General features: G+C 42.0%; 10 protein-coding genes. 1 reads left to right on the top strand and 9 read right to left on the bottom strand.

Annotated elements, in window-relative coordinates; translation table 11 throughout:
- Nucleotides 1-77 precede the first annotated feature (77 nt).
- From ACTJKC_RS18085 to ACTJKC_RS18045, 9 genes are all read right to left on the bottom strand, one after another.
- Complete coding sequence (locus ACTJKC_RS18085; RefSeq protein ID WP_440794078.1) at nucleotides 78-1,577, bottom strand: alpha-L-fucosidase; 1,500 nt, start codon at nucleotides 1,575-1,577, stop codon at nucleotides 78-80.
- Between the two features lie 168 nt (nucleotides 1,578-1,745).
- Complete coding sequence (locus ACTJKC_RS18080) at nucleotides 1,746-3,143, bottom strand: alpha-L-fucosidase (protein WP_440794076.1); 1,398 nt, start codon at nucleotides 3,141-3,143, stop codon at nucleotides 1,746-1,748.
- 50 nt (nucleotides 3,144-3,193) lie between these two features.
- Nucleotides 3,194-4,621, bottom strand: a complete 1,428-nt coding sequence (locus tag ACTJKC_RS18075) for a hypothetical protein (protein ID WP_440794074.1) — start codon at nucleotides 4,619-4,621, stop codon at nucleotides 3,194-3,196.
- A gap of 461 nt (nucleotides 4,622-5,082) precedes the next feature.
- Entirely contained in the window at nucleotides 5,083-5,376 is a 294-nt protein-coding gene (locus ACTJKC_RS18070) for a hypothetical protein (protein WP_440794072.1), read from the bottom strand.
- Nucleotides 5,377-5,465: 89 nt separating this feature from the next.
- Entirely contained in the window at nucleotides 5,466-7,250 is a 1,785-nt protein-coding gene (locus tag ACTJKC_RS18065; protein WP_440794070.1) for a RagB/SusD family nutrient uptake outer membrane protein, read from the bottom strand.
- Between the two features lie 10 nt (nucleotides 7,251-7,260).
- The gene (locus ACTJKC_RS18060) at nucleotides 7,261-10,401 is read right to left on the bottom strand and encodes a SusC/RagA family TonB-linked outer membrane protein (protein WP_440794068.1); all 3,141 of its coding nucleotides are present in this window, start codon (nucleotides 10,399-10,401) and stop codon (nucleotides 7,261-7,263) included.
- Between the two features lie 17 nt (nucleotides 10,402-10,418).
- Entirely contained in the window at nucleotides 10,419-12,230 is a 1,812-nt protein-coding gene (locus ACTJKC_RS18055) for a RagB/SusD family nutrient uptake outer membrane protein (protein WP_440794066.1), read from the bottom strand.
- On the bottom strand, nucleotides 12,230-15,097 hold the full coding sequence (locus ACTJKC_RS18050; RefSeq protein ID WP_440794064.1) for a SusC/RagA family TonB-linked outer membrane protein: 2,868 nt from the start codon (nucleotides 15,095-15,097) through the stop codon (nucleotides 12,230-12,232). Before ACTJKC_RS18050 ends, ACTJKC_RS18055 begins: the two co-directional genes overlap by 1 nt.
- Nucleotides 15,098-15,122: 25 nt before the next feature.
- The gene (locus ACTJKC_RS18045; protein WP_440794062.1) at nucleotides 15,123-15,590 is read right to left on the bottom strand and encodes a CHRD domain-containing protein; all 468 of its coding nucleotides are present in this window, start codon (nucleotides 15,588-15,590) and stop codon (nucleotides 15,123-15,125) included.
- Between the two features lie 540 nt (nucleotides 15,591-16,130).
- Here ACTJKC_RS18045 and ACTJKC_RS18040 point away from each other — a divergent pair.
- On the top strand, nucleotides 16,131-20,108 hold the full coding sequence (locus tag ACTJKC_RS18040) for a hybrid sensor histidine kinase/response regulator transcription factor (RefSeq protein ID WP_440794060.1): 3,978 nt from the start codon (nucleotides 16,131-16,133) through the stop codon (nucleotides 20,106-20,108).
- The last annotated feature ends 923 nt before the right edge of the window (nucleotides 20,109-21,031 follow it).

The following is a 21,031-nucleotide window of genomic DNA, read 5'->3' as shown; positions in this document are numbered from 1 at the left end:
TCATTGCTGAGGCACGAAGCAATCTTAATGCGCTCGCTAGTTTGCCTAACCTTTAGTTGCAGGATTGCTTTGTACCTCTACATCTTCGCATCCATCAGCTTCGCCGATTTTGCTTTAGGTGCAACCAGTTTCATTTTGATTACAAATGCCCTGTTTGGTTGAAAATCATTTGGAAGTATCACGTCGTAATAAGTATTCTTATCCAGATCCAAACCGATATCAGACTGTTTAAGCATTAAATTTTTAGCCCCAGTTAAAAGTTCGGCTGTGCCCGGAACCTGCCTGGCATTTTTAGGTACCGCAATACGGACTATACCATTTACAGGACGGTTAAAAACGGTTAAATATAAATTATCCTCCTTTTGTGTAAAATAACCCAGTTTTGAAGGGGTTAACTCGGCATGACGGACGCCATAAACCGCTTCGGCATTTTGTTTAACCCATTCCCCGATTTCTTTTGCCAGTTTATCTTCTTCGGGATGCATGTTTCCATTTCCATCAGGACCAAAGTTTAACACAAAATTGCCGTTCATGGATACCGAATGCATCAGCATATCCAATAAATCATCGGTGGTTTTGGTGTAAATGCCCGACCAATCTTTCATGTAACCCCAGCCATTTGGCGGAATGGTCATTACTGCATCCCAATCGTTACCGTTTAGCCATTCAAATTCTGCAGGCAACTTACGCTCCCAACCCTGCTCGTAATCGCCAAGAATATTGCCGTTTGAATCAAAATGGCGTGATCCATGCTCATCGTTACGGAAACGGGAACCGATAATTAAACCCGGGTGTTTCTCACGAAGTTCTTTTTCCAGATTATAGGTAAACCCGTAAGCGCTTTTCCATGAGGCATCCCAGGTGCCATCGAACCAGAAACCTTTAATTTTTGGATAGTTATTAAGCAGTTCTACAAGCTGGTTGCGGGTATATTGCAGAAATTTATCAAACTTTGCTTTCTCTTCATCGGTTTTTGGTGCTTTGCCCATGTAATTCGGGTTATTCCATTCCAGAACAGAAAAATAGAGGTACACATCAATGCCTTCTGCAGTGTAAGCATCTACAATCTGTTTTACGATATCCTTTTTATATGGAGATGAGGAGATATTGTAATCAGAATATTTTGTAGGCCAAAGTGCAAAACCATCATGATGTTTAGTGGTAAAAATGACATACTTGGCGCCCATCTCTTTTGCCTGTTTGGCCCAGCGTCTGGCATCGAAATTTTTCGGGTTAAACTGTTTGTACAGGTTGTCGTATATATTAGTCCAATCTTTTGGTGCAGTTGGTCCACCCCATGAACGGATCCATTCTGAAGCCGCCGCGCCCCCCCTTGCACTTACTCCATTCCACTCGTTACCGGCGATGGAATAAATTCCCCAATGGATAAACTGCCCCAGGCCATAACTGCGAAAAGCCTGCATATCGGCATCGGTACGATGAGGCGGCGTTAAAGTGCCATATTTTACCTCCACTTTTTCTGCAGCCTGTTTTTTTGGTCCCGTCCACTGTGCATCTGCGTGGTTTACAGCAACCAGAGCAGCAACAAGCAATGCAGGCTTAAGTATATTTTTCATATTTAAATTTTGTGTGTATTAATCTTCTTTATAGTTCAATGGTTTCTATCCACCGGAATATCTGGATGCAGCAATGCTTTTGATTTTGCAGGTATAAGAACAATGACATCTGTTGTATCCCCGCATCTATATAAATAAACCATAGAATTGCTATATATAAAAGCCTCTTTAATTGGTTGTTATTTTTAAAACGTAAACCGGGATCTGATTCTCTTTCTTAAAATCATCAGGCAGGTTTAACTTTAATTGCTGATCACTTAGCGCCCACCGAACTTTGTTTTTATTGCCCAATAGTTCAATCTTTTTAATGCTTAATTTATTTTTGCTGATCTGTTGGAGCGTTACATTTGCGGATGACCAGCTTCTTAAAAAAACATATACAGCTTTATCTTTTGCTGTATAATACACATCAGGTGTAATGTTTTTAGGCGTACCATCAAAAACAGCGTCTTTAAGGGCATTTTTACTTTCTTCTATAGAGAGATTTTCTTTAGCAGCACTAACATTTTCTTTTACTGCGATCCAGGGATGACTATTGTAAATGGCTTCGTGGTTAACATCCATCCATTTGCCCAGTGCTTTTAACCTTTCGGTTGCCCAATCAGGAAAAGTCCCATCGCCTTTTGGCCCAACATTTAACAAGAGGTTACCGCCATTGGCAACAACTTCTACCAGGTGACGCACCAATACTTCGGGTGATTTCCAAAGGCTATCGTGACGGTTATAAGCCCAGTTTTGTCCGATGGTCAGGCATGATTCCCATGCTTGTTTTGATGAAGGGGTTAAGGATTGTTCTGAAATGGAAAAATCGCCATATCCATTTCCAATTCTATTGTTTACCAAACAGTTTGGCTGTAGTTTATGCACTAAAGCTTTAAGATCGGCGCTTTCTTTTTTACTGATCAGTTCAGGTGTATCGAACCATAGTACCCCAATGGGACCATAGTTGGTTAATAGTTCTGTAATCTGCGGCTTAACCTTTCTTTCGAAATAACGGTTAAACACCTTTGCATCTTCATCAGGATAATCCCAGGTATTGCTCCTGCCCGCTTTTACCGGCCAGTTGGTAGGTACATCAGGATCCTGCCAATCTCTCCCTAACGAATAATAAAGGCAGAGCGTGAGTTTGTATTTTTTACAGGCTTTGGCGAGTTCTGCTACCGGATCGCGCTTAAACGGAGTTCTTTTTACGATATTGTAATCGCTGCAGGCCGAATTGTACATGGCAAAACCATCGTGATGTTTAGCCGTAAAAACGATATATTTCATGCCGGTTTCTTTCGCTTGTTTTACCCAGGTATCGGCATCAAATTTTATCGGGTTAAATTGATTGGCGATTGTTCCATATTCCTGTACGGGAATACGCTCATAAAGCATAAAATGTTCGCCCCCTTTTACTTTGTGACCTTTCCAGTCGCCAGCAGTTTGGGCATACAAGCCCCAATGCAGAAATAGTCCAAATTTTTCTGTCCTGAATTTTTCCAATGCATTATTTTGTATTGTCTGCCCAAACAATAGCTGGACAAACAATACAAATAACAGACTTACGAAAAGTGGTTTTCTCATTTTTATTTAAGGTTTAAAACGTTTAGCATAAGCCTGATTAAAAATAATAATTAAAGGGCAATTACTTTTATAGACGATGCCTTATCGTTAAAAGTAGAAACATAGGTGCTTGATGAGGTTAGCTCGATGCTGCTTCCGGTAAAGTTATCTCCATCATACATAATCACTTTCACTCCTAAACCTACATTAACAGAAGAGACATCGTTATTGCTGATGCCACGGCTGATCAGATCGGCAGTTGTATATTGGCCAATGGGTAATGATATGCCATAACCACCGTAACTGGCATTCTGGTAAAATTTAGCTGAACCATTTGTGCCTACCTGCGGCACCCCATTTAAAAAAGAGAAAGAATAGGTTTTGCTTACATTGCCGCCATTCTTTAACAGCAGCTTTACCCTGATGTTGTAAGGCTCGTTGTTCTTATAATAAAGCTCGCTAAAAGGAATAGTTGCGGAAATGGTGTTACCAGTTGCAGGTGTTGACCTCCAAGCTACAGCGTTGTAATCAGCATCGCTGCTACCTAAATCAGGATCCATGTAAATCAGGATATCGCTCACTTCTTTATTACTGGTAAATGAACCTGAAACATTAAAAGCTTGTGTTGCTGAATTATAGGCAAACAAAGCGTTGATAGAAGTTGTGGCTGCCTCGTAAGGGATTTCGGTTGGCAAGGGATTTTGAAAAACCTCATTTCTGTTAAGGATAGCTGCATCAACCTCAGTTAAAAAAGTTGGCTGACCTTTACTAAAAGTTACGTTCCCGGATCCCATTAACGAAGTACCTAAAGTTGGTTGTTCTGAAGCATATTTGGCATGATCGTGTGGTAAATTTAAGCCATGACCAAGTTCGTGTAACATGCCGCCCAATAAATTGGAGCTTGCATTCGGGATCTTATCAACGGCCATGTTTACATTATCTACGGCAAAACAGTTTTTGCCATAGCCGTAAAAAGGTTGGTCGCCGCCATCTGTCCTGTTAGGCAAGAGAATAAGGGTGTGGCTCGAATTTGAAAACTCTGAGGCGTGTGTTGCTTTATAGGCAGCAATTTCGTTCAGGATTTTAGTTGCCGAAACACCTGAATCGTATGGATAAGCAGATTGTCCGAATTGTGCGGGGATTTCGATAAAACGTACCAATCCGGTTGAATCTACTTTAGGTAAGCCCATGTATTTATCATATCCATATCTTAACATTTCGGTATGGAACCAGCCCTGAAAATGTGCAAAAAGAGTAGTTAGCCTGGTTTTGTAATCAGAAAGGGCCGGATTATCAGTTGGCACAAACATTACGATGTTCAGGTTTTTGGTGTTGCTTACAAAACCGGGCGGTGTGGTTCCGGAGCCCAGTGCTAAAGTTTTTAATTTTGCCGATGTGGTTTCTGGTTCTGAAACCTGCGCTTTTTTACAGCTACTCATTAAAATGCCGCTTGAAATGGTTAAAAGCAGGGCAAAGCAAAGTTGTTTTTTGTTTTTCATTGTTTAGTGGTTTAAGATTTTATTGGTTTATTAGTTGATTGATTGTTCATTGGTCATTAGTCATTGGTTTATTGCTAATTCAATTCCATCATCCATCTTACATTTTCCATCTTGAAAGATCCTTCGATTCCGCTCAGGATGACAAAACGAGTTAAATATTCCGTGTTTCCGCGCCTCCGTGGCTAGCTCCTGAAACACCAATTGATCATTGTTGATTCAATTCCATCATCCATCTTACATTTTCCATCCTTAAAGATCCTTCGACTACGCTCAGGATGACAATACGAGTTAAATATTCCGTGTTTCCGCGCCTCCGTGGCTAGCTCCTGAAACACCAATTGATCATTGTTGATTCAATTCCATCATCCATCCTACATTTTCCATCCTTAGAGATCCTTCGACTCCGCTCAGGATGACATTACTCAATAATTAACTCCATACCAACGACTTAGAACTTCCGACTAAAACGTAACCTTTAACACACGCCCCATACTGCTTCCGCTAATTTCTAATCCTTCTGGCACCGAAATTCGAAGTCCTTTATAATCCTGTTTCCACTCCAGTTTTTCGTTCGTTTCCTGGAGGAATACTTCTTTTACCTTTAGCTGGCTATCAGAAAGTGATTTTATGATCAGCTCCCCATATTCTTTTTCATTCAAAAAAATCTGTAGCTCATCATCCTTACCGGAATAAAATATAATTGGCTCTAATGTCCTGATTTTGGTTGTTGATGGGTTCATTAGTTCATTCGTCATTGATTCACTTGTCATTTATTTATTCGTAGATAATTCATGGTTGATCGCCTGGAGGCAAATGTGTGCGGGCTTCGGAATTCAGGCGTTAACTACCATCCCGGGTTCTGCACCAATAATCCTTTTGATTTTAGCACCTCGGCATTCGGAATCGGAACAAAATACATTTGTGGCGAGATGAATATGGTTGTTAAAGCGGTAAAGCTGGTGTATGTAAAAGATCCATTGCTTTCTCTGTAAACCTTTGTGCCGTTTACACCTTCTTTTTCGGTTTGTTCGGCAGTTCTCCATCTTCTGGTATCGTAAAACCAGTGTCCTTCCTGGTAAAATTCTACCCTGTATTCGTTTCTGATGATTGTTCTGAGGTTTTCTTTTGTAATCCCTGCAGGTATGCCATATCTGCCATCGCTACCCGGTATGATGCCTGCCCTGTCTCTGATTTTATTTAGCCAGGTTACTGCCAGTTCGGTTTGACCTAGTTCGTTCAGTGCTTCGGCATAGCCCAGATAAACCTCGGCCAACCTAATGATCGGGTAAGCACGGTCAACATTAAGCGTACTGAAAGGAAGCCTGTCGTTACACATTTTACGGCTGTAGTAACCGGTTTTTGTGTAATACTGAGTAATGCCATCTGCGGAGGTAGTTCCTGTTGCCCGATCGGTAAAAATGCTGATGGGTTTTAAAACGGTAGTGGTTTTATCAGAAACCATGGCCTGGTTATAAATAATAGAATAGTAAAACCTGGGGTCTCTGTTGTTGTAGGGATTGGTGTCAACATAGCCGGAGGAAGGATCGGTTATTGCTTTACCATTGTTCATACCAAAGGCTTTTACAATATTCTCCGTAGGGTTACTCAGCGTTGTACCGCTAAATGGGGAGGTACCCAAACTTCTTGGAAACCAATAACTTTCGAGCGTTTTTCCCTTTGCAATATTATAAACATAAATATATTCGGAATTTTTACGGCTTTCGGTAAACATTTTCCAAAAACCGTTTCCAGGGTAAGCGGCCAAAGTGTTATCAATTACCAGCGCATATTCGGGCAAATCGATTACAGCTTTACAGGCGTCAGCTGCCTTTTGCCATAAACTGACATCGTAAGTATTAGAATAGGCCACTAAAGGAGCTTGTTCAGTTGTTGCGGTAACAGGTGTTCCATTAAACAAAGGACTGGCAGCCGTGATAAATAACCGTGCTTTTAAAGCCTTGCAAGCGCCTGATGTAGCTCTTCCATAATCTACAGCATCCAAGGTAAGGGAGCCGGGTAAATCCAGCGCGGCTTTATCATATTCAGCAGCAATGTAATCCACACATTGTTTATAGGTACTTCTTTTGTACTCATAAGTAGGGAAATCATCGCTGGCGTCATCACCCATTAACTGTACTGCTCCGTATAGCCTTACCAGTGCCTGATAATAAAAGGCCCTTAAAAAACGCGCTTCGGCTGCCAAACGTTTCTTTTTAGCCGATGATAGTGGCGTTTTTGGCAAGTTATTCAGCAGTTTGTTTGTGGCCCTTATTTTCTGATAATAAGCTGCGTAAGTAGCCTGAAAAGGTCCGCTTGAAGGACTGCTTCCCCCGGTAAGAAAAACATTCTGCCCGCTTAAACCACTTCCGTTGTTGGTACTGAGGTCGTCTAAATTTCCATTGTTATCGCTGGCGCCGCCGTTGCTCACCAGATTATTCCTTAGCGGAACAACATCCATACCTGTGGCGGCATAAATATTATTTAAAAAGTTGTTGGTTAAGGCACTGTCGGCAAAAACCTTATCTTCTGATAATGGCTCGGTTTTGGGATCCAGTAATCCGTTTTTCTTGCAGGAAACCATAGCAATTATGGTGATCAGCATTCCGATGATAAAAGATCTGTTTTTCATTTCAAAAAAATTAAAGGCCAAATTGAATTCCAAAATTAATTACGCGTTGTTGCGGGTATTCGCCAACCGTGGTAGAGGCTACCGATTCAGGATCTATCGCAGCAGGCAGGTTGGTATAGAGCAGCCCCATGTTATAACCGTTGGCATACAATCTTAAACTGTTCAATCTAAGTTTTTTGTAGATTGCAGACGGGAACCTGTAACCAATTTCTACATTCTTCCACCGGATATAATCGCCTTTTTTGTACCAGAAAGTAGACTGATAAGTGGAAGAAGGATCGTTGGCATTAGGCGCGCTTCCTGAAAGTTCAGGAAAAATGGCATCAGTGCCGGTAACAGGTGTCCACCTGCCCAGGTTTAAGGGCACCGAAACACGGTCTGGCCGGGCATAACTTACCGAACCCCTGTTCATGCTCAGCACATTCCCAAACGCCCCCTGAAACAAGGTAGATACATCAAATCCCTTGTATGAGAAACCAAAGCTAAAACCTGCGGTATAAAACGGATAATTGGTACCGATATAGCCTTTATCGTTCGCATCAATAATCCCGTCACCATTTAAATCTTTAAACTTTACCGAACCTAAGAACAGATTGCTCAACGGCACGGATGTGGTTAATTTTGGTGCGGTGTACAATTCTTCAAGGGTCTGGTAAAAACCGTCAAAAGTATAGGCAAATATCGGATTCGCCGTTTGTCCGGTTTGTGCCAGCCATGGGTATGGATAATCGGGTTCGTTTCTGTAGGTAACTTTATTTTTTGCAAAACTTAAGTTCAGGTTGGTAAAAACCGAAAAATCGGAGGTTATTCTATCGTTATAGGTCAAGTTAACCTCAAACCCTTTATTTTCCTGTGTACCTAAATTATATGGCGGCAGGCTGGCGCCAAAAGTACTCGGAACAGAGCCGGGTGTAGTGAATATATTTTTCGTTTTTTTCTTGAAAAAATCCAGTTCCACAGCAAACCTTCCTTTAAACATTTTTAGCTCCATACCGATGTTGGCATCGCGTGTTTCCATCCAGGTGATGTTATTATTGCCTAGTGTAGGTTCTGCCAAACCACCATAACTAACCGGATTTTCGCCGAATACATAAGAGGCACCTGAAGATGTGGTATAACTTTTAACATACACATAGGTACTCGTACCAATATTGTCGTTACCTGTTAAGCCATAAGATCCCCTTATTTTTAGCAGGTCGATAAACTTGATGTTATTTTTAAAAAACGGCTCTTCGCTAATGTTCCAGCCCGCACCTACCGCCGGAAAAAGCTGGTACTTTTTATCTGACACAAACCTGTCGGAACCGTTATACCCTCCGCTAAAATCGATCAGGTACTTTTGTTTATAATCATAGGTAACCTTCCCTGTTAACCCGCGGATATTATAAGGTTCGGTAACAATCGCCCCGGTATTCGGGTCTTTATTATACCTTGATTGTGTAGCCAGAACCAAAGCCGTAACGTTATGGTTGCCAAAACTCCGGGTATAGTTAAGGTTAAATCTTAAACTTAAATTTTTAGACATGGGCGAGTTTGAAGAACTCCTGGTTAGCGGCCCCATTCTATACAAGCCCGTAACCACCGGATCGTAAGCTTTTGTAAAGGTGTTGTAGGTATAAGCTAAAATCTCATTGGAATTCCGCGTTAAACTTCTGCCAAAATTGTAATCGGTAGCAAAAGAAACCAATCCATTAATGGCCAAACCTTTTGTAATAAAATCAAGCTGTTGATTGGCTTCGGTAACCATATTGAGGTTATTGGTGTAGTTTCTGTTATAACCCGAATACATGAGGTTAGCCACCGGATTTGGTTTGATACCCGCCGGGTTTGTAGAACTTGCAATTAAACCGTTCGGCCAGTAAACGGGATATGAAAAAGCATTCAGTTCACCATTCCACAGGTATTGAAAAGTGCTTCCTCCGCCATTCCAGGCCGCATCGTTTGGTTCGTTGGTAATGCCAAACCTGCCCGACATGTCAATCCTGATTTTTAAGGTTTTAGTCGGTTTTAAATCTACGTTTGACCTGAAAGTATAACGGTTATAGGTGTAATTAGATTCGTATCCCTGATCTTTCGAAAATTCTTTAAATAATCCACCCTGCGAGAGGTAGCCTAAACTAATAAAGTATTTCGCATTGTTTGTGCCGCCGTTTACATCAAAGTTAATGCGGTTCTGAACACTCACTTTACGCATTACCTCATCCCACCACTGTACATTCGGGTAATTGTATGGATCGTCGTTTAAACGGTAATGTTCTAAGGCATTATTGGCGTAGAATTTAGAGAAATCGCCAGTTTCCGGCGTTCTGGTTGTCCCCACGTACTGCTCAACCAAACGCTCACGTAATAAGCTCAATGTGGTAAAACCATCATTAACTACAGGTTTTTGTGTGGGCAACTGTAAACCTGATTCGTATTTAAAGCTAAGTTCGGGTTTACCCGGATTACCTCTTCTTGTTCTGATAATCAACACACCGTTTGAACCGCGAACGCCATAAACTGCAGTGGTAGAAGCATCTTTCAAGATGGTAACGCTTTCTACCTCATTCGGATCGAGCTGGTTAACCTGATCGAGTGTGTATTCTACATCATCAACTATAATTAAAGGGCTGCTTCCTCCGGCGTAAGAATTAATTCCCCTGATCTGGAAAGCAGCACCATCTTTTCCGGGCTGACCGCTACGTTGCTGGGAGAAAAATCCCGGCAACCTGCCTGCCAGTGAATTTTGCAGGCTCGCCGAAGGACTCTGCCTGATCTGCGCCCCGCTTATTGTGCTGGTTGCCCCTGTATTGGTTACCTTTTTCCCCATTTGTCCTACCCCTAATACCACAACTTCTTCTAAACCCTTGGCATCTTCTTCTAAGGTTACCGAAACATTCTTTTTACCTTTTACGTTAATTTCTTTAGGTAGATAACCTACTGATTTTACAACAATGATGTAATTGGAACCCCTTAATTTTAAGGTAAACCTTCCCTGTTCATCTGTTTTGGCTCCATTGGAAGTAAAATCCTTCTCAAATATGGTAGCGCCGGGGATTGCCCCTATTTTATCTGCTATTGTTCCTGATATGGTTTGTTCAGATTGACAGAAAGCTTGATTAAAGCTTGTCGTAAAAATCAAAAACAATAAACTATATATAATTTTTTTCATTTGATTTGCCTTAAATGTTACCAGTTTGGATTCTGTGTCATTGATGGATTTGAAACCAGCTCGTTAAACGGAACCGGATACCAGTACATTTTGCCGGCATCAAATTTTACCGGTGTTACCTCAACAACCTGATAATTTACAGTTGTACCCGTTAACTTTGCCTGGATGCCATGTAATGTGCCGTTTAAAACATTTTGCGCTATTTTCCACCTTCTGATGTCCCAGAAACGCTGTTCCTCAAAGGCCATTTCTACCCTGCGCTCGTGCCTGATTCTGGTTCTCATATCTGCCTGGTTTAACCCTGAGGGAAGATTGGGCATTCCAACCCTTGCCCTTATCGCATTTACAGCAGCATATACCGAATTATCTGGCCCAACAGCTTCATTTTGAGCCTCTGCATAGTTCAAAAGAATTTCGGCATACCTGAAAATTGGAAAAACATGGTTTGTAGCCGTAAAATCTGTTGTAGAAGAGTTACTCGTCATAAATTTTCTCATGTAATAACCGGTTCTGGTTTCGCCACTGTTGCGCACCCCGAATCCAAAGGGTCTGTCCAGCCCGCCATCATAAGTTTGCACGGGCCTGTTTAACCAGTAAAGGCCATTATAGGTTACTGTAGAAGGAAAGCGTGGATCGCGGTTATAATAAGGATTGGCAGCAACATAGCCTGATCCACTTTCCAGAATCATTTTACCATTGGTCATTTCATATTCATCTACCAGTTCCTGCGTAGGGTTTGTTTTACCCGCCCCGGCCCTGGTGTAGCCCACCGGATCGTTATTTGTTTCTACACTATTATTTGTGGTAGCCATGTAAGGCAAAATAATTTCGTTGTTTGATGCGGTAGAAAAAATGCTTAGAAATTTATTCACCGAAGTAACGTAAGCCGATAAATTGGCAGCAGTGGTTATTCCTGCCAGCGTTGTGGTACTATAATGCGAAGTGGTAGCAGAACTATGAAGGGCATAGGTAAATTTAGCTGCACTTACACTGTCCATAATGGCTTTAGAAGCTGCAGCAGCCAGTGCCCATTTAGTGATATCGTTACCCGGATTATTTAAGGGACTTGCGGCGTATAAAAGCAACCGCGATTTAAGCGCCATGGCTGCTCCCCTGCCAAAGCGGCCATAATAGTTGGCGGCAAAAGTTCCGTTGGCACCGGCGTTGGCTGTTAGTAAAAAGGGCATGGCCGAATCCAGTTCAGACAGGATATAATTTTGAACCTCATCGTAACTATTTCTGGGCACATTAATCTGTTCGGCAGCATCAAATACCTTGTTGCCAATTAAGGGTACCCCGCCCCAGCGTTTAAGCAGCTCGAAATAAAACATCGCCCTTAAACTTCTGGCTTCTGCTTTCCAACGGTCTTTCAGCCCTTTTGTAAAAAGTGGAACACGGTCTATTTTGCTTAAAAAGATATTTACTTTTCTAATTGCGGCATAATTTGCAGACCAGGTATTATCGGGGTTTACGCTTGAACTAATCCCACCGGTAGAAAAATACTGGATTAAGTCGGTATTGCCATTGGGTACAGCATCATCTGATCCCGCATCCAGGATATTACCCACACTTGCCGTTATTGAGAACAGTGTCTGAGAAGAAACACCGATCCTGTTGAAACCCCTTGGAAGGTCTGCATAGATATTGTTCAGGAATTTTTCTGCATTTACGCCTAACGAATCTTTGGTATCGAAAACCAGGTCGTCGCCAATCAGTTCTGCAGGAGGCGTATCGTCGGCAAGTTTTTTACAGCTCACCACTGCAAGGGCGATTACCATCACCAAAATGGCAAACGATACTTGTTTATATAGTTCAATATGTTTCATCATTATAATTTTAGAGTAACACCACCATTAATTATCCTGTTGTTGCCAAAACCTGTAGTTAGGGATTCAGGATCGAAGTAATCCAGCTGGGTAACCGTAAATAAATTATAGCTATTTATAAAGAAGCGCAGCTTGCTGATTTTCGCTTTGCTGATCAGCCTTGCGGGAATACTATATCCGATCTCCAGATTCTTTAACCTGAGGTAATTTGCCTTTCGTAACCAAAAATTTGATGTTTGTGTGTTATTGGTATTGCTACCCAAAGTAAGGCGTGGCAAAGTAGCCGTTTCAGTATTTTGAGGGGTCCAGCGGTTTTCGGTGGTATAATCCAGAACGTATCCGGTACTGTTGTTAAATGCCGACATGGAAAGTGAATTTAGCTGCACTTCTCTGTTCAGGATACCCTGAAATAACCCGCTTAAATCGAAATTCCTGTAGCTGAAGCCGAAATTCAGTCCGAAAAATATCCTTGGCTTATCCGTCCCGATTTGTTTTGCATCTAAAAAGTTAATCAGGCCATCACCATTTAAATCTTTGTATTTAATATCACCAGGCTGTGGGGTATAACCCTGCAGCGTAGCCGTATTGGCAGCGTTTTCGCCAGTTTTGTAAAAACCGATGGCTTCGTAACCCCTGCCGGCTGTTACCGGACTCCCCTGATTGTATAACCAGCTGTAGGGTAAATTCTGCTCATCGTAGGAGAGTATTTTGCTTTTTTCGAGCGAAACGTTTAGACCAACATTGTAATTAAACAGATTTGTTTTCTCATTGGCAAAATTGATGGTGGCTTCTATTCCGGTGTACCGCGTTCTGCCAATGTTTTCTGTAGGATAGGTTTGTCCGAATATGCCCGAATTATATCCGTTACCCGCAGCCCTGATTAAATCGCTATACCGGTTATTGTAATAATTAACACTTACATTGAGTTTATTCTGCAGAAAAGCAGCTTCGGCACCAAGCTCGTATTTCAAAGCTTTTTCGGCCTGCAGGTTACTCGCCACGCCAGATTCTGATGCACCGCCAACACTGCCTAAACTTGTTCCGAAAACATAACCAGCGGCTCCTAAAGAATATCGCTGGATGTAGCTATAATAGCTTGACGGATCTGCCCAGGCCGTTTGCCCAACGGTTCCTTTTAATTTTAAATAGTTAACCACGCCCGGTTTAAACCACGATTCGTTGCTAAGCAACCAGCCTAAACCCAGGGAGGGTAAGAAATTCCACCTGTTTTCGGGTGCATAACGGTTGTAACCTGCAAATACACCAGCCAGTTCTGCCAGGTAAGTTTTACCATAATTATAACTGGCTGTTAAACCAATATTCTGGTAAATTTGATTCAGCTGTATATAACTCACCAAACTGTTATCGTTATTATAAGTAGCAAGAACATTCATTTCATGTTTACCTGTCTGCTTATCATAACCCAGTAAAAAGTTAACATAGGTTTGCTTTAACTGCCCGTTGTACGAATATGTAGCCGTACCCGCCTGCAAAGTACCATCAGCTCCTGATTTTGTGTAAGTAGTTGTTCCTGCAACCGTTGTTGGATAATAAATGGCAAATGTTTTGGTTCTGCCAGAATACTGCTGATAATAATTATTGATAGACAATACGCCTTTTGCCCACAGTCCTTTTGTAATGTCGTCTAATTTATAGTTCAGGCTTACATCGGCACTCAGGGTACGGGTATCAACCGGGATATAACCTGTGCTGATGGTGTTAGCCAAAATGTTATTGGTAATCTGCGCCGTTCCGCCGTACGTACCATCGGGGTTTCTCGGGGCATAGGCCAGTGGAGAAGTGGCAAATATTGACCCCATAATGGCAGATGCGCCTAAATTTGGTGTGGGCGAAGCTATACTGCCCGGCCCGTTGTTGTTTTCGATGGCACCAAAAATATTCAGGCTTACTGTAATATCCTCATTAAAATCCATCTGGGCATTGGTTCTTACGCTGTACCTCTTGTAAAAATTATTGGTATTGTAGGCGTTATTGTCGTCCGTAATAAAATTACCATCCTGGTTAAAATGTTCCAGGCTTACGTAATAACGATAGGTTTTCGAATTTCCGGCTACATCCACATTATAGCGTTGCTGTGCGCTTTTCTTTTTATACACCAAATCGTACCAATTGGTATTGGGCTGTAAAAATGGATTATTGGTTCCGTTTTGATAGGCAGCAATGGTAGCGGCATCATAAAAAGGTGCAGAACCAGGATTAGTGTTTTGCTGGGCTTCGTTATATAACCTTGCATAAGCTGCACCGGTAATAAAATCAGGCGTTTTCAAATTGTTTAAAAAACCATACTGGCTGCTAAAGCTGATTTCGAAAGGTTTGCGCTCTGCCCTGTCTTTCGTGGTAATGTACACCACACCATTTGACGACCGCAAACCAAACATGGCAGTAGAAAGTGCATCTTTTATCACTGTAATCGTTTTAACATCATTCGGGTTAAAGGAAGTAAACGATCTGATTACGCCATCAACAACAATTAATGGCGTTTGTCCTCTCAGCCCAAGCGTTGCATTATCGTAACCGGAAGCGCCCGACGATTGAATGGTATATAATCCGGCTAGTCTGCCAGCCATCACATTAGAAATATCGGCTACGGGCGTTGTATTTACATCGGCACCGTAAATGGTGGAACTCCCTGCCAGTTGAAATTTTCTGCTTTTAACACTGTTCCAGTTATCTATAATGGTATTTAAGTAAGCTTTATTGGTATCAACCCGTAAGCTATCTTTATTTTGGGCGAATGATACAGTTGGAAACCCCAGCGCGCAAATACCCGTAATCATCAGCATCCGGCTGCATGCTTTAGGCATAAGTTCAGATCCAAATAATTTAATTTTTATGTATTTCTTTATCATATCAATTTATCTTTAAATGGTCTGATCACATCTGGCCCCTTACCAGTCCGTTGGGTTGTTGAGATGAGGATACCTGCAGGTAAAGCGTTGTTTGCGAAACTAACGAAGCGGCTGCCTCTGCGCTTAAGGTTACTGCACCGTCATTTTCCCTTTTATCGTTAAAAGAAGAAGCATCAAGCTTAATCAGTGCAGTTCCGTTTGCTCCTGCCGCACCCAGATTAATTACGGCACCGGCAGGGCTATCGCCGTTGTTTAATGGTTTATCGAAATAGATATAATAGTGCAGTTCATTATTATCCATTAAATAAACTGTAGCTACCGCATGGTCTGTTCTCCCTGTAATGGCGGGTATGATATTGGATGCGGATAAATCTGCCTTCCATTGTTTTCTGATGTAGATATCGGAAGTATATACCTCTTTCTTACAGGAAGAAAAAAACAGCAGCGCAAGCGCAGGCATCAGGCAATGCCTTTTTAGTGTAAATAGGTTCATAAATATTCAGGAGTTGATGGTTAAGGATGCGGGTTAGCTAAGCATCCGTTCTAATTGGTTACCTAAATGCGGCATGCAACGGTGCATAACCATCAAGCTTCTGAATTTTAAAAGCACTGCTTTTGGTGAAAGTAATTTTTGTTTCATGGTTGGTTTGGTTAATATGTACTGCTGGTTTTCTAACGGGTTAACATTAGCTTTACCTGCAGCGTTGGTTGTTAGTTAAATTTGGTTAGGCCATAAACAGAAATGGTTAATTCCTGCCTGGTGATGCACTTTTATCACCCCTGTATTAGCTTTACCAAAACTAGCCGGGCGGAAAATGAAAAAGGTCGAAAATTGTAAATGAAAGGGTAGAAAAACGGCAATTCTTCCATATTTTAATCAATTCGCACTATATTTAAGGTGAAATACAACCATCCCTAAAAAAATCTAAACCAAATGATGAAGCTGCGTTTTAGCGCGATAGGATTTTTCCTGCTGCTTTTGACATGCACATCGCTGTACGCACAAAAGCCTGTTGTTTTTAACCACCTCACCATGGAGAATGGCTTATCACAAAATTCGGTGATGGCCATTACGCAGGATAAAAACCAGTTTATCTGGATGGGCACCCGGCACGGACTAAACCGTTATGATGGTTACCGTTTTAAAATTTACAACAGCAGTCCGGATAACCAGAACAGCATTTCGGACCATGTAATTACTACCCTGCTAAGCGATAGCAAAGGACGGTTATGGGTGGGTACGGAAAACGGGCTGAACCTTTACAATGAAAATACTGACCATTTCATCCGCATCAACAAAAAGAGTTCAGCTCACTCTTTCAGCTGCGATTCGGTTGAATGTGTTTACGAAGACCCTCAAAAAAATGTATGGATCGGCACCTATAATGGACTCAACTTGGTTGTAAATGCAGAAAAACAGGTATTCAGGAAGTTTCTTTTCGACAAACCTGAACGTAAAACGGGTACGAATTTAATCCTCTCGGTTTTTAAAGATGATCAGCAAAACCTTTGGGCGGGTACATTTAATGGTTTAGTAAGAATTTATCAGGTAAAAGGCAAATACAGGTTCGAAATTTTCAGGCACAAGGCTAATGATCCGAATAGCATCAGTTCCAATGCCATAAAAAGCATCGTCATCGATAAACAAAAACGGCTCTGGCTGGGCACCTATAATGGTTTAAACCTGTTCGATTATAAACATAAAACTTTTACCCGTTATCAAACCAGTGCTACAGATCCTAACTCGATTGTAAATAACGACATCCGGAAACTTACCTGCGATAAAGCCGGCAACATCTGGATTGGTACGCAGGAAGGACTGAGTATTCTCGATCCCAACACGCGTAAATTCAGCAATTACCGTTACGATCCTGAACAAAACAGCGGATTAAGTCAAAATTCCATTCATAGTATCTTTCAGGATTTAAATGGTTTGATGTATGTAGGCACCTTTTATAAGGGTGTTAATGTGGTTTATCCTTCATCAAACCCGTTTACCGTGTACCGGAATTCGAAAAAACAACAGGGGCTCAGCAGCAATATTGTGAGTGCCATGGCCGAAGATCAATACCATAACATCTGGATTGGTACCGAAGGTGGCGGCTTAAATTATGTAAACCGCAGCAATCATACTTTTACCTATTACAAATCGGAACCGAACAACAGCAACGGACTCAATTCCAACCTCATCAAAACCCTATGCCTCGATAAAACCGGGCAGTTACTGGTGGGTACGCACCGTGGCGGACTGTATGTATTTAATCCATCTGCCCATAATTTCAGAAAAATAATTAACGTAAAGGATGCAAAAAATACACCTGGTGGTGCAGAAGTAATTGCGATAACGGAAGACAGTAACGGAACGGTTTGGGTGGGTTCAAGAGATGGTTTATCTACCCTGAAAAAAAAAGATGGACTTTATGCCGGCACCACGGTTAAAAGCATTGTAGAAAAAAGCTTAAGGAACAAATACATTGAGGTGATTTTTGAGGACCGGGCTAAAAACCTCTGGATTGGCACCCGGGCAGGATTATATGCCTACAATCCGGCATCAAAAAGAATTACCGCTTATTTCCAGAATAAAACCAAAGGTTTAAAGTCAGATTACATCAATTGTATCATACAGCTGCAAAATGGAAATATCTGTATCGGTACAGCTTTGGGTGGCTTGAGCATTTTCGATAATAAAAGCAGAAAGTTCAGGAATTATAATGAAAAAGATGGCCTGCCCAATAGCAACGTATTTGGCTTAATTGAAGATGATGAGAATAATTTGTGGATCAGTACCGATAAAGGTTTATCCAAACTGGTTACCGGTACTGGAAAGTTTATCAATTATACCAAAAGCGACGGACTTGCGGGAAACGATTTTAACCTCCGGTCGTTTCTAAAAGATAGCCATGGCCAGTTGTTTTTTGGCGGTTATGATGGTTTAACAGCTTTTTATCCCGGTCAGATCAACATCAACAAAAACATAGCGCCGGTTACTTTTACCGGGCTCAAACTCTTTAACCAGCCTGTTGCGGTAAACGGCACTGATGGCCTATTAAAGGAAGACATTAAAAATGCCAGGCAAATCACTTTTAATCACGATCAGAATAATTTCACCCTTGATTTCGCGCTGCTTAACTACATTAAACCCGACAAAAACAGCTACAGTTATATCCTTAAAGGCCATAGTAAAAACTGGACGAAAACGAATATTCCGAGCGTAAGTTATGCCGACCTGCCTTCGGGAAATTACACTTTCACCGTTACGGGAAATAATAACGATGGAAATCCGGGCGGTAGAGCAGCCTCGATAAAGATTACCATACGTCCACCCTTTTGGGCAACCTGGTGGGCTTACCTCATTTATCTGGCTTTCTTTTCTGGCTTATTGTTCCTTATTGTGCGCTATCTTTTTGTACGTGCGCTGTTAAAACGTACCGAAGATATCCAGAAAATGAAACTGAATTTCTTCACCTATGTAGCCCATGAGATCAGAACGCCGCTTACCCTGATCCTTGGCCCACTCGAAAACCTTTCCAATGAATACCAAACCGATGCAGAGCTGAACCGGCAGCTCGTTCCTATAAAAAACAACGCCAACAGACTGATGCGATTGATTACGGAACTGATGGATTTTAGAAAAGCCGAAACCGGGCACCTTACGCTGCACGTTACAGAAGATAACATTATCGGATTTATTAACGAGATTTTTATTTCCTTCTCCCACCTGGCACAAACCAATGGCATTCAATATGAATTTATACATAATAAAGAAAACATCTGTCTGTTTTTTGACAAGCGACAACTCGAAAAAGTATTGTTCAACCTGTTATCCAATGCCTTTAAATTTTGCGGAAAGGGTGGTAAAATTTCGGTTTCTGTAACCGAATCGGATGAGGAAGTAACCATCAGCATTTCGGATAACGGTGTGGGTATCCCTGCCGAAAGCCTGAAAGGTTTGTTTAGCGATTATTTCCAGGTTGATGAACAGCAGAGCCAGATTGGTTCGGGTATCGGACTTGCTTTATCAAAAGAGATTGTTGAGGAACATCAGGGAAATATTGCTGTAGAGAGTACCCCGGCGGAGAATGGTTCGAGGGGTTTCACCAGATTCACGGTAAAGTTAAAAAAGGGCAGGTCGCATTTCAAAACAGCACTTTTTGACGGGATAAAAGATTATCCTGCACATCCCGATCTCTACACACAACAAGTTGAGGAAATAATTACGGTTATAAATCCTGAAAAAGAAATTGATCCTGCTGCTGAAACCATTCTGGTGGTGGAAGATAACAGCGAGATCAGATCATTAATTACAGCTCTGGTGGGCAACAACTACCAGGTTGCCGAAAGTGAAAACGGATTTCTGGGCTGGGAAACGGCTGTAGAAACCCTCCCCGACCTGATTATCTGCGATATTATGATGCCGGTAATGGATGGTATTGAGCTTTGTCGCCGCCTTAAACAGGATGAACGCACCAGTCATATCCCGGTGATTATCCTTACTGCCCGTTCTTCGCACATCCATCAGGTAAACGGTTTAGAAACCGGTGCCGATGCCTACATCACCAAACCTTTTAGTCCGGAGCTGCTTTTACTGAACGTGCGCAATTTACTGATGTCGCGACAGGTCATGCGCCAGAAGTTTTTGAAACACATCCACCTGGCTCCTAAAGACCTTACCATTAATGCCATCGACGAAGCTTTTATGCAGAAACTGCTGGGCTACATCGATCAGCACATTGCCGACGAAGATTTTGGGGTATCGGAACTGGCTTCGATGATCGGCATGAGCAAACCGGTACTCTATAAAAAAATCAGACAGCTCACTAACCTTTCGGTAAATGACTTTGTGAAATCGATCCGCTTAAAAAAAGCAATGGAGCTGGTTAAACTGAACAGGTTTACCATTTACGAAGTGGCTTATCAGGTGGGTTTTAACGATCCGAAATATTTCAGCAGAGAGTTTAAAAAACAGTTCGGGAAGAGCCCGAGGGCATTTATGAATGGGGAAGATGGATGATGTAAAATGGAAGATGGATAATGGAGAAAGTTAATTCTGAGTCCTTAGTCTTAAGTCTCCAGTCCTTAGTCGATTTGCCGCGGTTTATACCCTCGTTATGTCACCCTGAGCGGAGTCGAAGGGCTTAATCGCCTGGTGGAGTCAATTTGTACCCCGCCAGTATCAATTGCGAAGCGTACAGTATGCTTTGCGTCCCCGCCAGTATCAATTGCGCGGCGTACAGTATGCCTTGCGTTCCTGCCAGTATCAATTGCGAGGCGTACAGTATGCTTTGCGTCCCTGCCAGTATCAGTTGCGAGGCGTATAGTAGGCTTTGCGTCCCCGCCAGTATCAGTTGTGAGGCGTACAGTAAGCTTTGCGTTCCCGCCAGTATCAGTTGCGAAGCGTACAGTAAGCTTTGCGTCCCCGCTAGTATCAGTTGCGAAGCGTACAGTAGGCTTTGCGTTCCCGCCAGTATCAATTGCGAAGCGTACAGAACAGTTTTCTTTGATACCAACAGTCGAGAAATCTATCGAGGCAGATATCTTGCAAGTGGTTCATGAGGACACGAACCACGGAATTTACGGATTATTTTACGCGATGTATCACCCGTTGCGCCACCTTTTATAAGTCCCCGTCATCTCGGGCGGAGTGCAACGAAGCCAAGAGATCTACCTCGAGACAGATCTCTCCACTCCGCGATGCTCCAGTCGAGATGACGTTCTTTTTATAAAGTTTGCAAGTGGTTCGTGAGGAAACGAACCACGGAATTTACGGATTATTTTACGCGATGTATCACCCGTTGCGCCACTTATTATAAGTCCCCGTCATCTCCTTTGGTTTATCAAACTGATTTTTTTGTTGCAAATCTTATTACAAGAAGAAAGCTTAGTAAGCGTTTAAATAAAAGGCAGGGTGAATTTTCGTCATCTCTAGTTTTAAAG

The organism is Pedobacter sp. 22226, assembly GCF_052045455.1.
GTDB classification, from domain to species: Bacteria; Bacteroidota; Bacteroidia; order Sphingobacteriales; family Sphingobacteriaceae; genus Pedobacter; species Pedobacter jeongneungensis.
The sequence above is the reverse complement of the archived record's forward strand: the minus strand, read 5'-3'. Positions and strand labels throughout refer to the sequence as shown.

Excerpts from the sequence above, each read along its gene's own strand:
- ACTJKC_RS18085 (WP_440794078.1), bottom strand. The coding sequence starts at position 1,577 with ATGAAAAATATACTTAAGCCTGCATTGCTTGTTGCTGCTCTGGTTGCT.
- ACTJKC_RS18080 (WP_440794076.1), bottom strand. The coding sequence starts at position 3,143 with ATGAGAAAACCACTTTTCGTAAGTCTGTTATTTGTATTGTTTGTCCAG.
- ACTJKC_RS18075 (WP_440794074.1), bottom strand. The coding sequence starts at position 4,621 with ATGAAAAACAAAAAACAACTTTGCTTTGCCCTGCTTTTAACCATTTCA.
- ACTJKC_RS18070 (WP_440794072.1), bottom strand. The coding sequence starts at position 5,376 with ATGACGAATGAACTAATGAACCCATCAACAACCAAAATCAGGACATTA.
- ACTJKC_RS18065 (WP_440794070.1), bottom strand. The coding sequence starts at position 7,250 with ATGAAAAACAGATCTTTTATCATCGGAATGCTGATCACCATAATTGCT.
- ACTJKC_RS18060 (WP_440794068.1), bottom strand. The coding sequence starts at position 10,401 with ATGAAAAAAATTATATATAGTTTATTGTTTTTGATTTTTACGACAAGC.
- ACTJKC_RS18055 (WP_440794066.1), bottom strand. The coding sequence starts at position 12,230 with ATGATGAAACATATTGAACTATATAAACAAGTATCGTTTGCCATTTTG.
- ACTJKC_RS18050 (WP_440794064.1), bottom strand. The coding sequence starts at position 15,097 with ATGATAAAGAAATACATAAAAATTAAATTATTTGGATCTGAACTTATG.
- ACTJKC_RS18045 (WP_440794062.1), bottom strand. The coding sequence starts at position 15,590 with ATGAACCTATTTACACTAAAAAGGCATTGCCTGATGCCTGCGCTTGCG.
- ACTJKC_RS18040 (WP_440794060.1), top strand. The coding sequence starts at position 16,131 with ATGGAGAATGGCTTATCACAAAATTCGGTGATGGCCATTACGCAGGAT.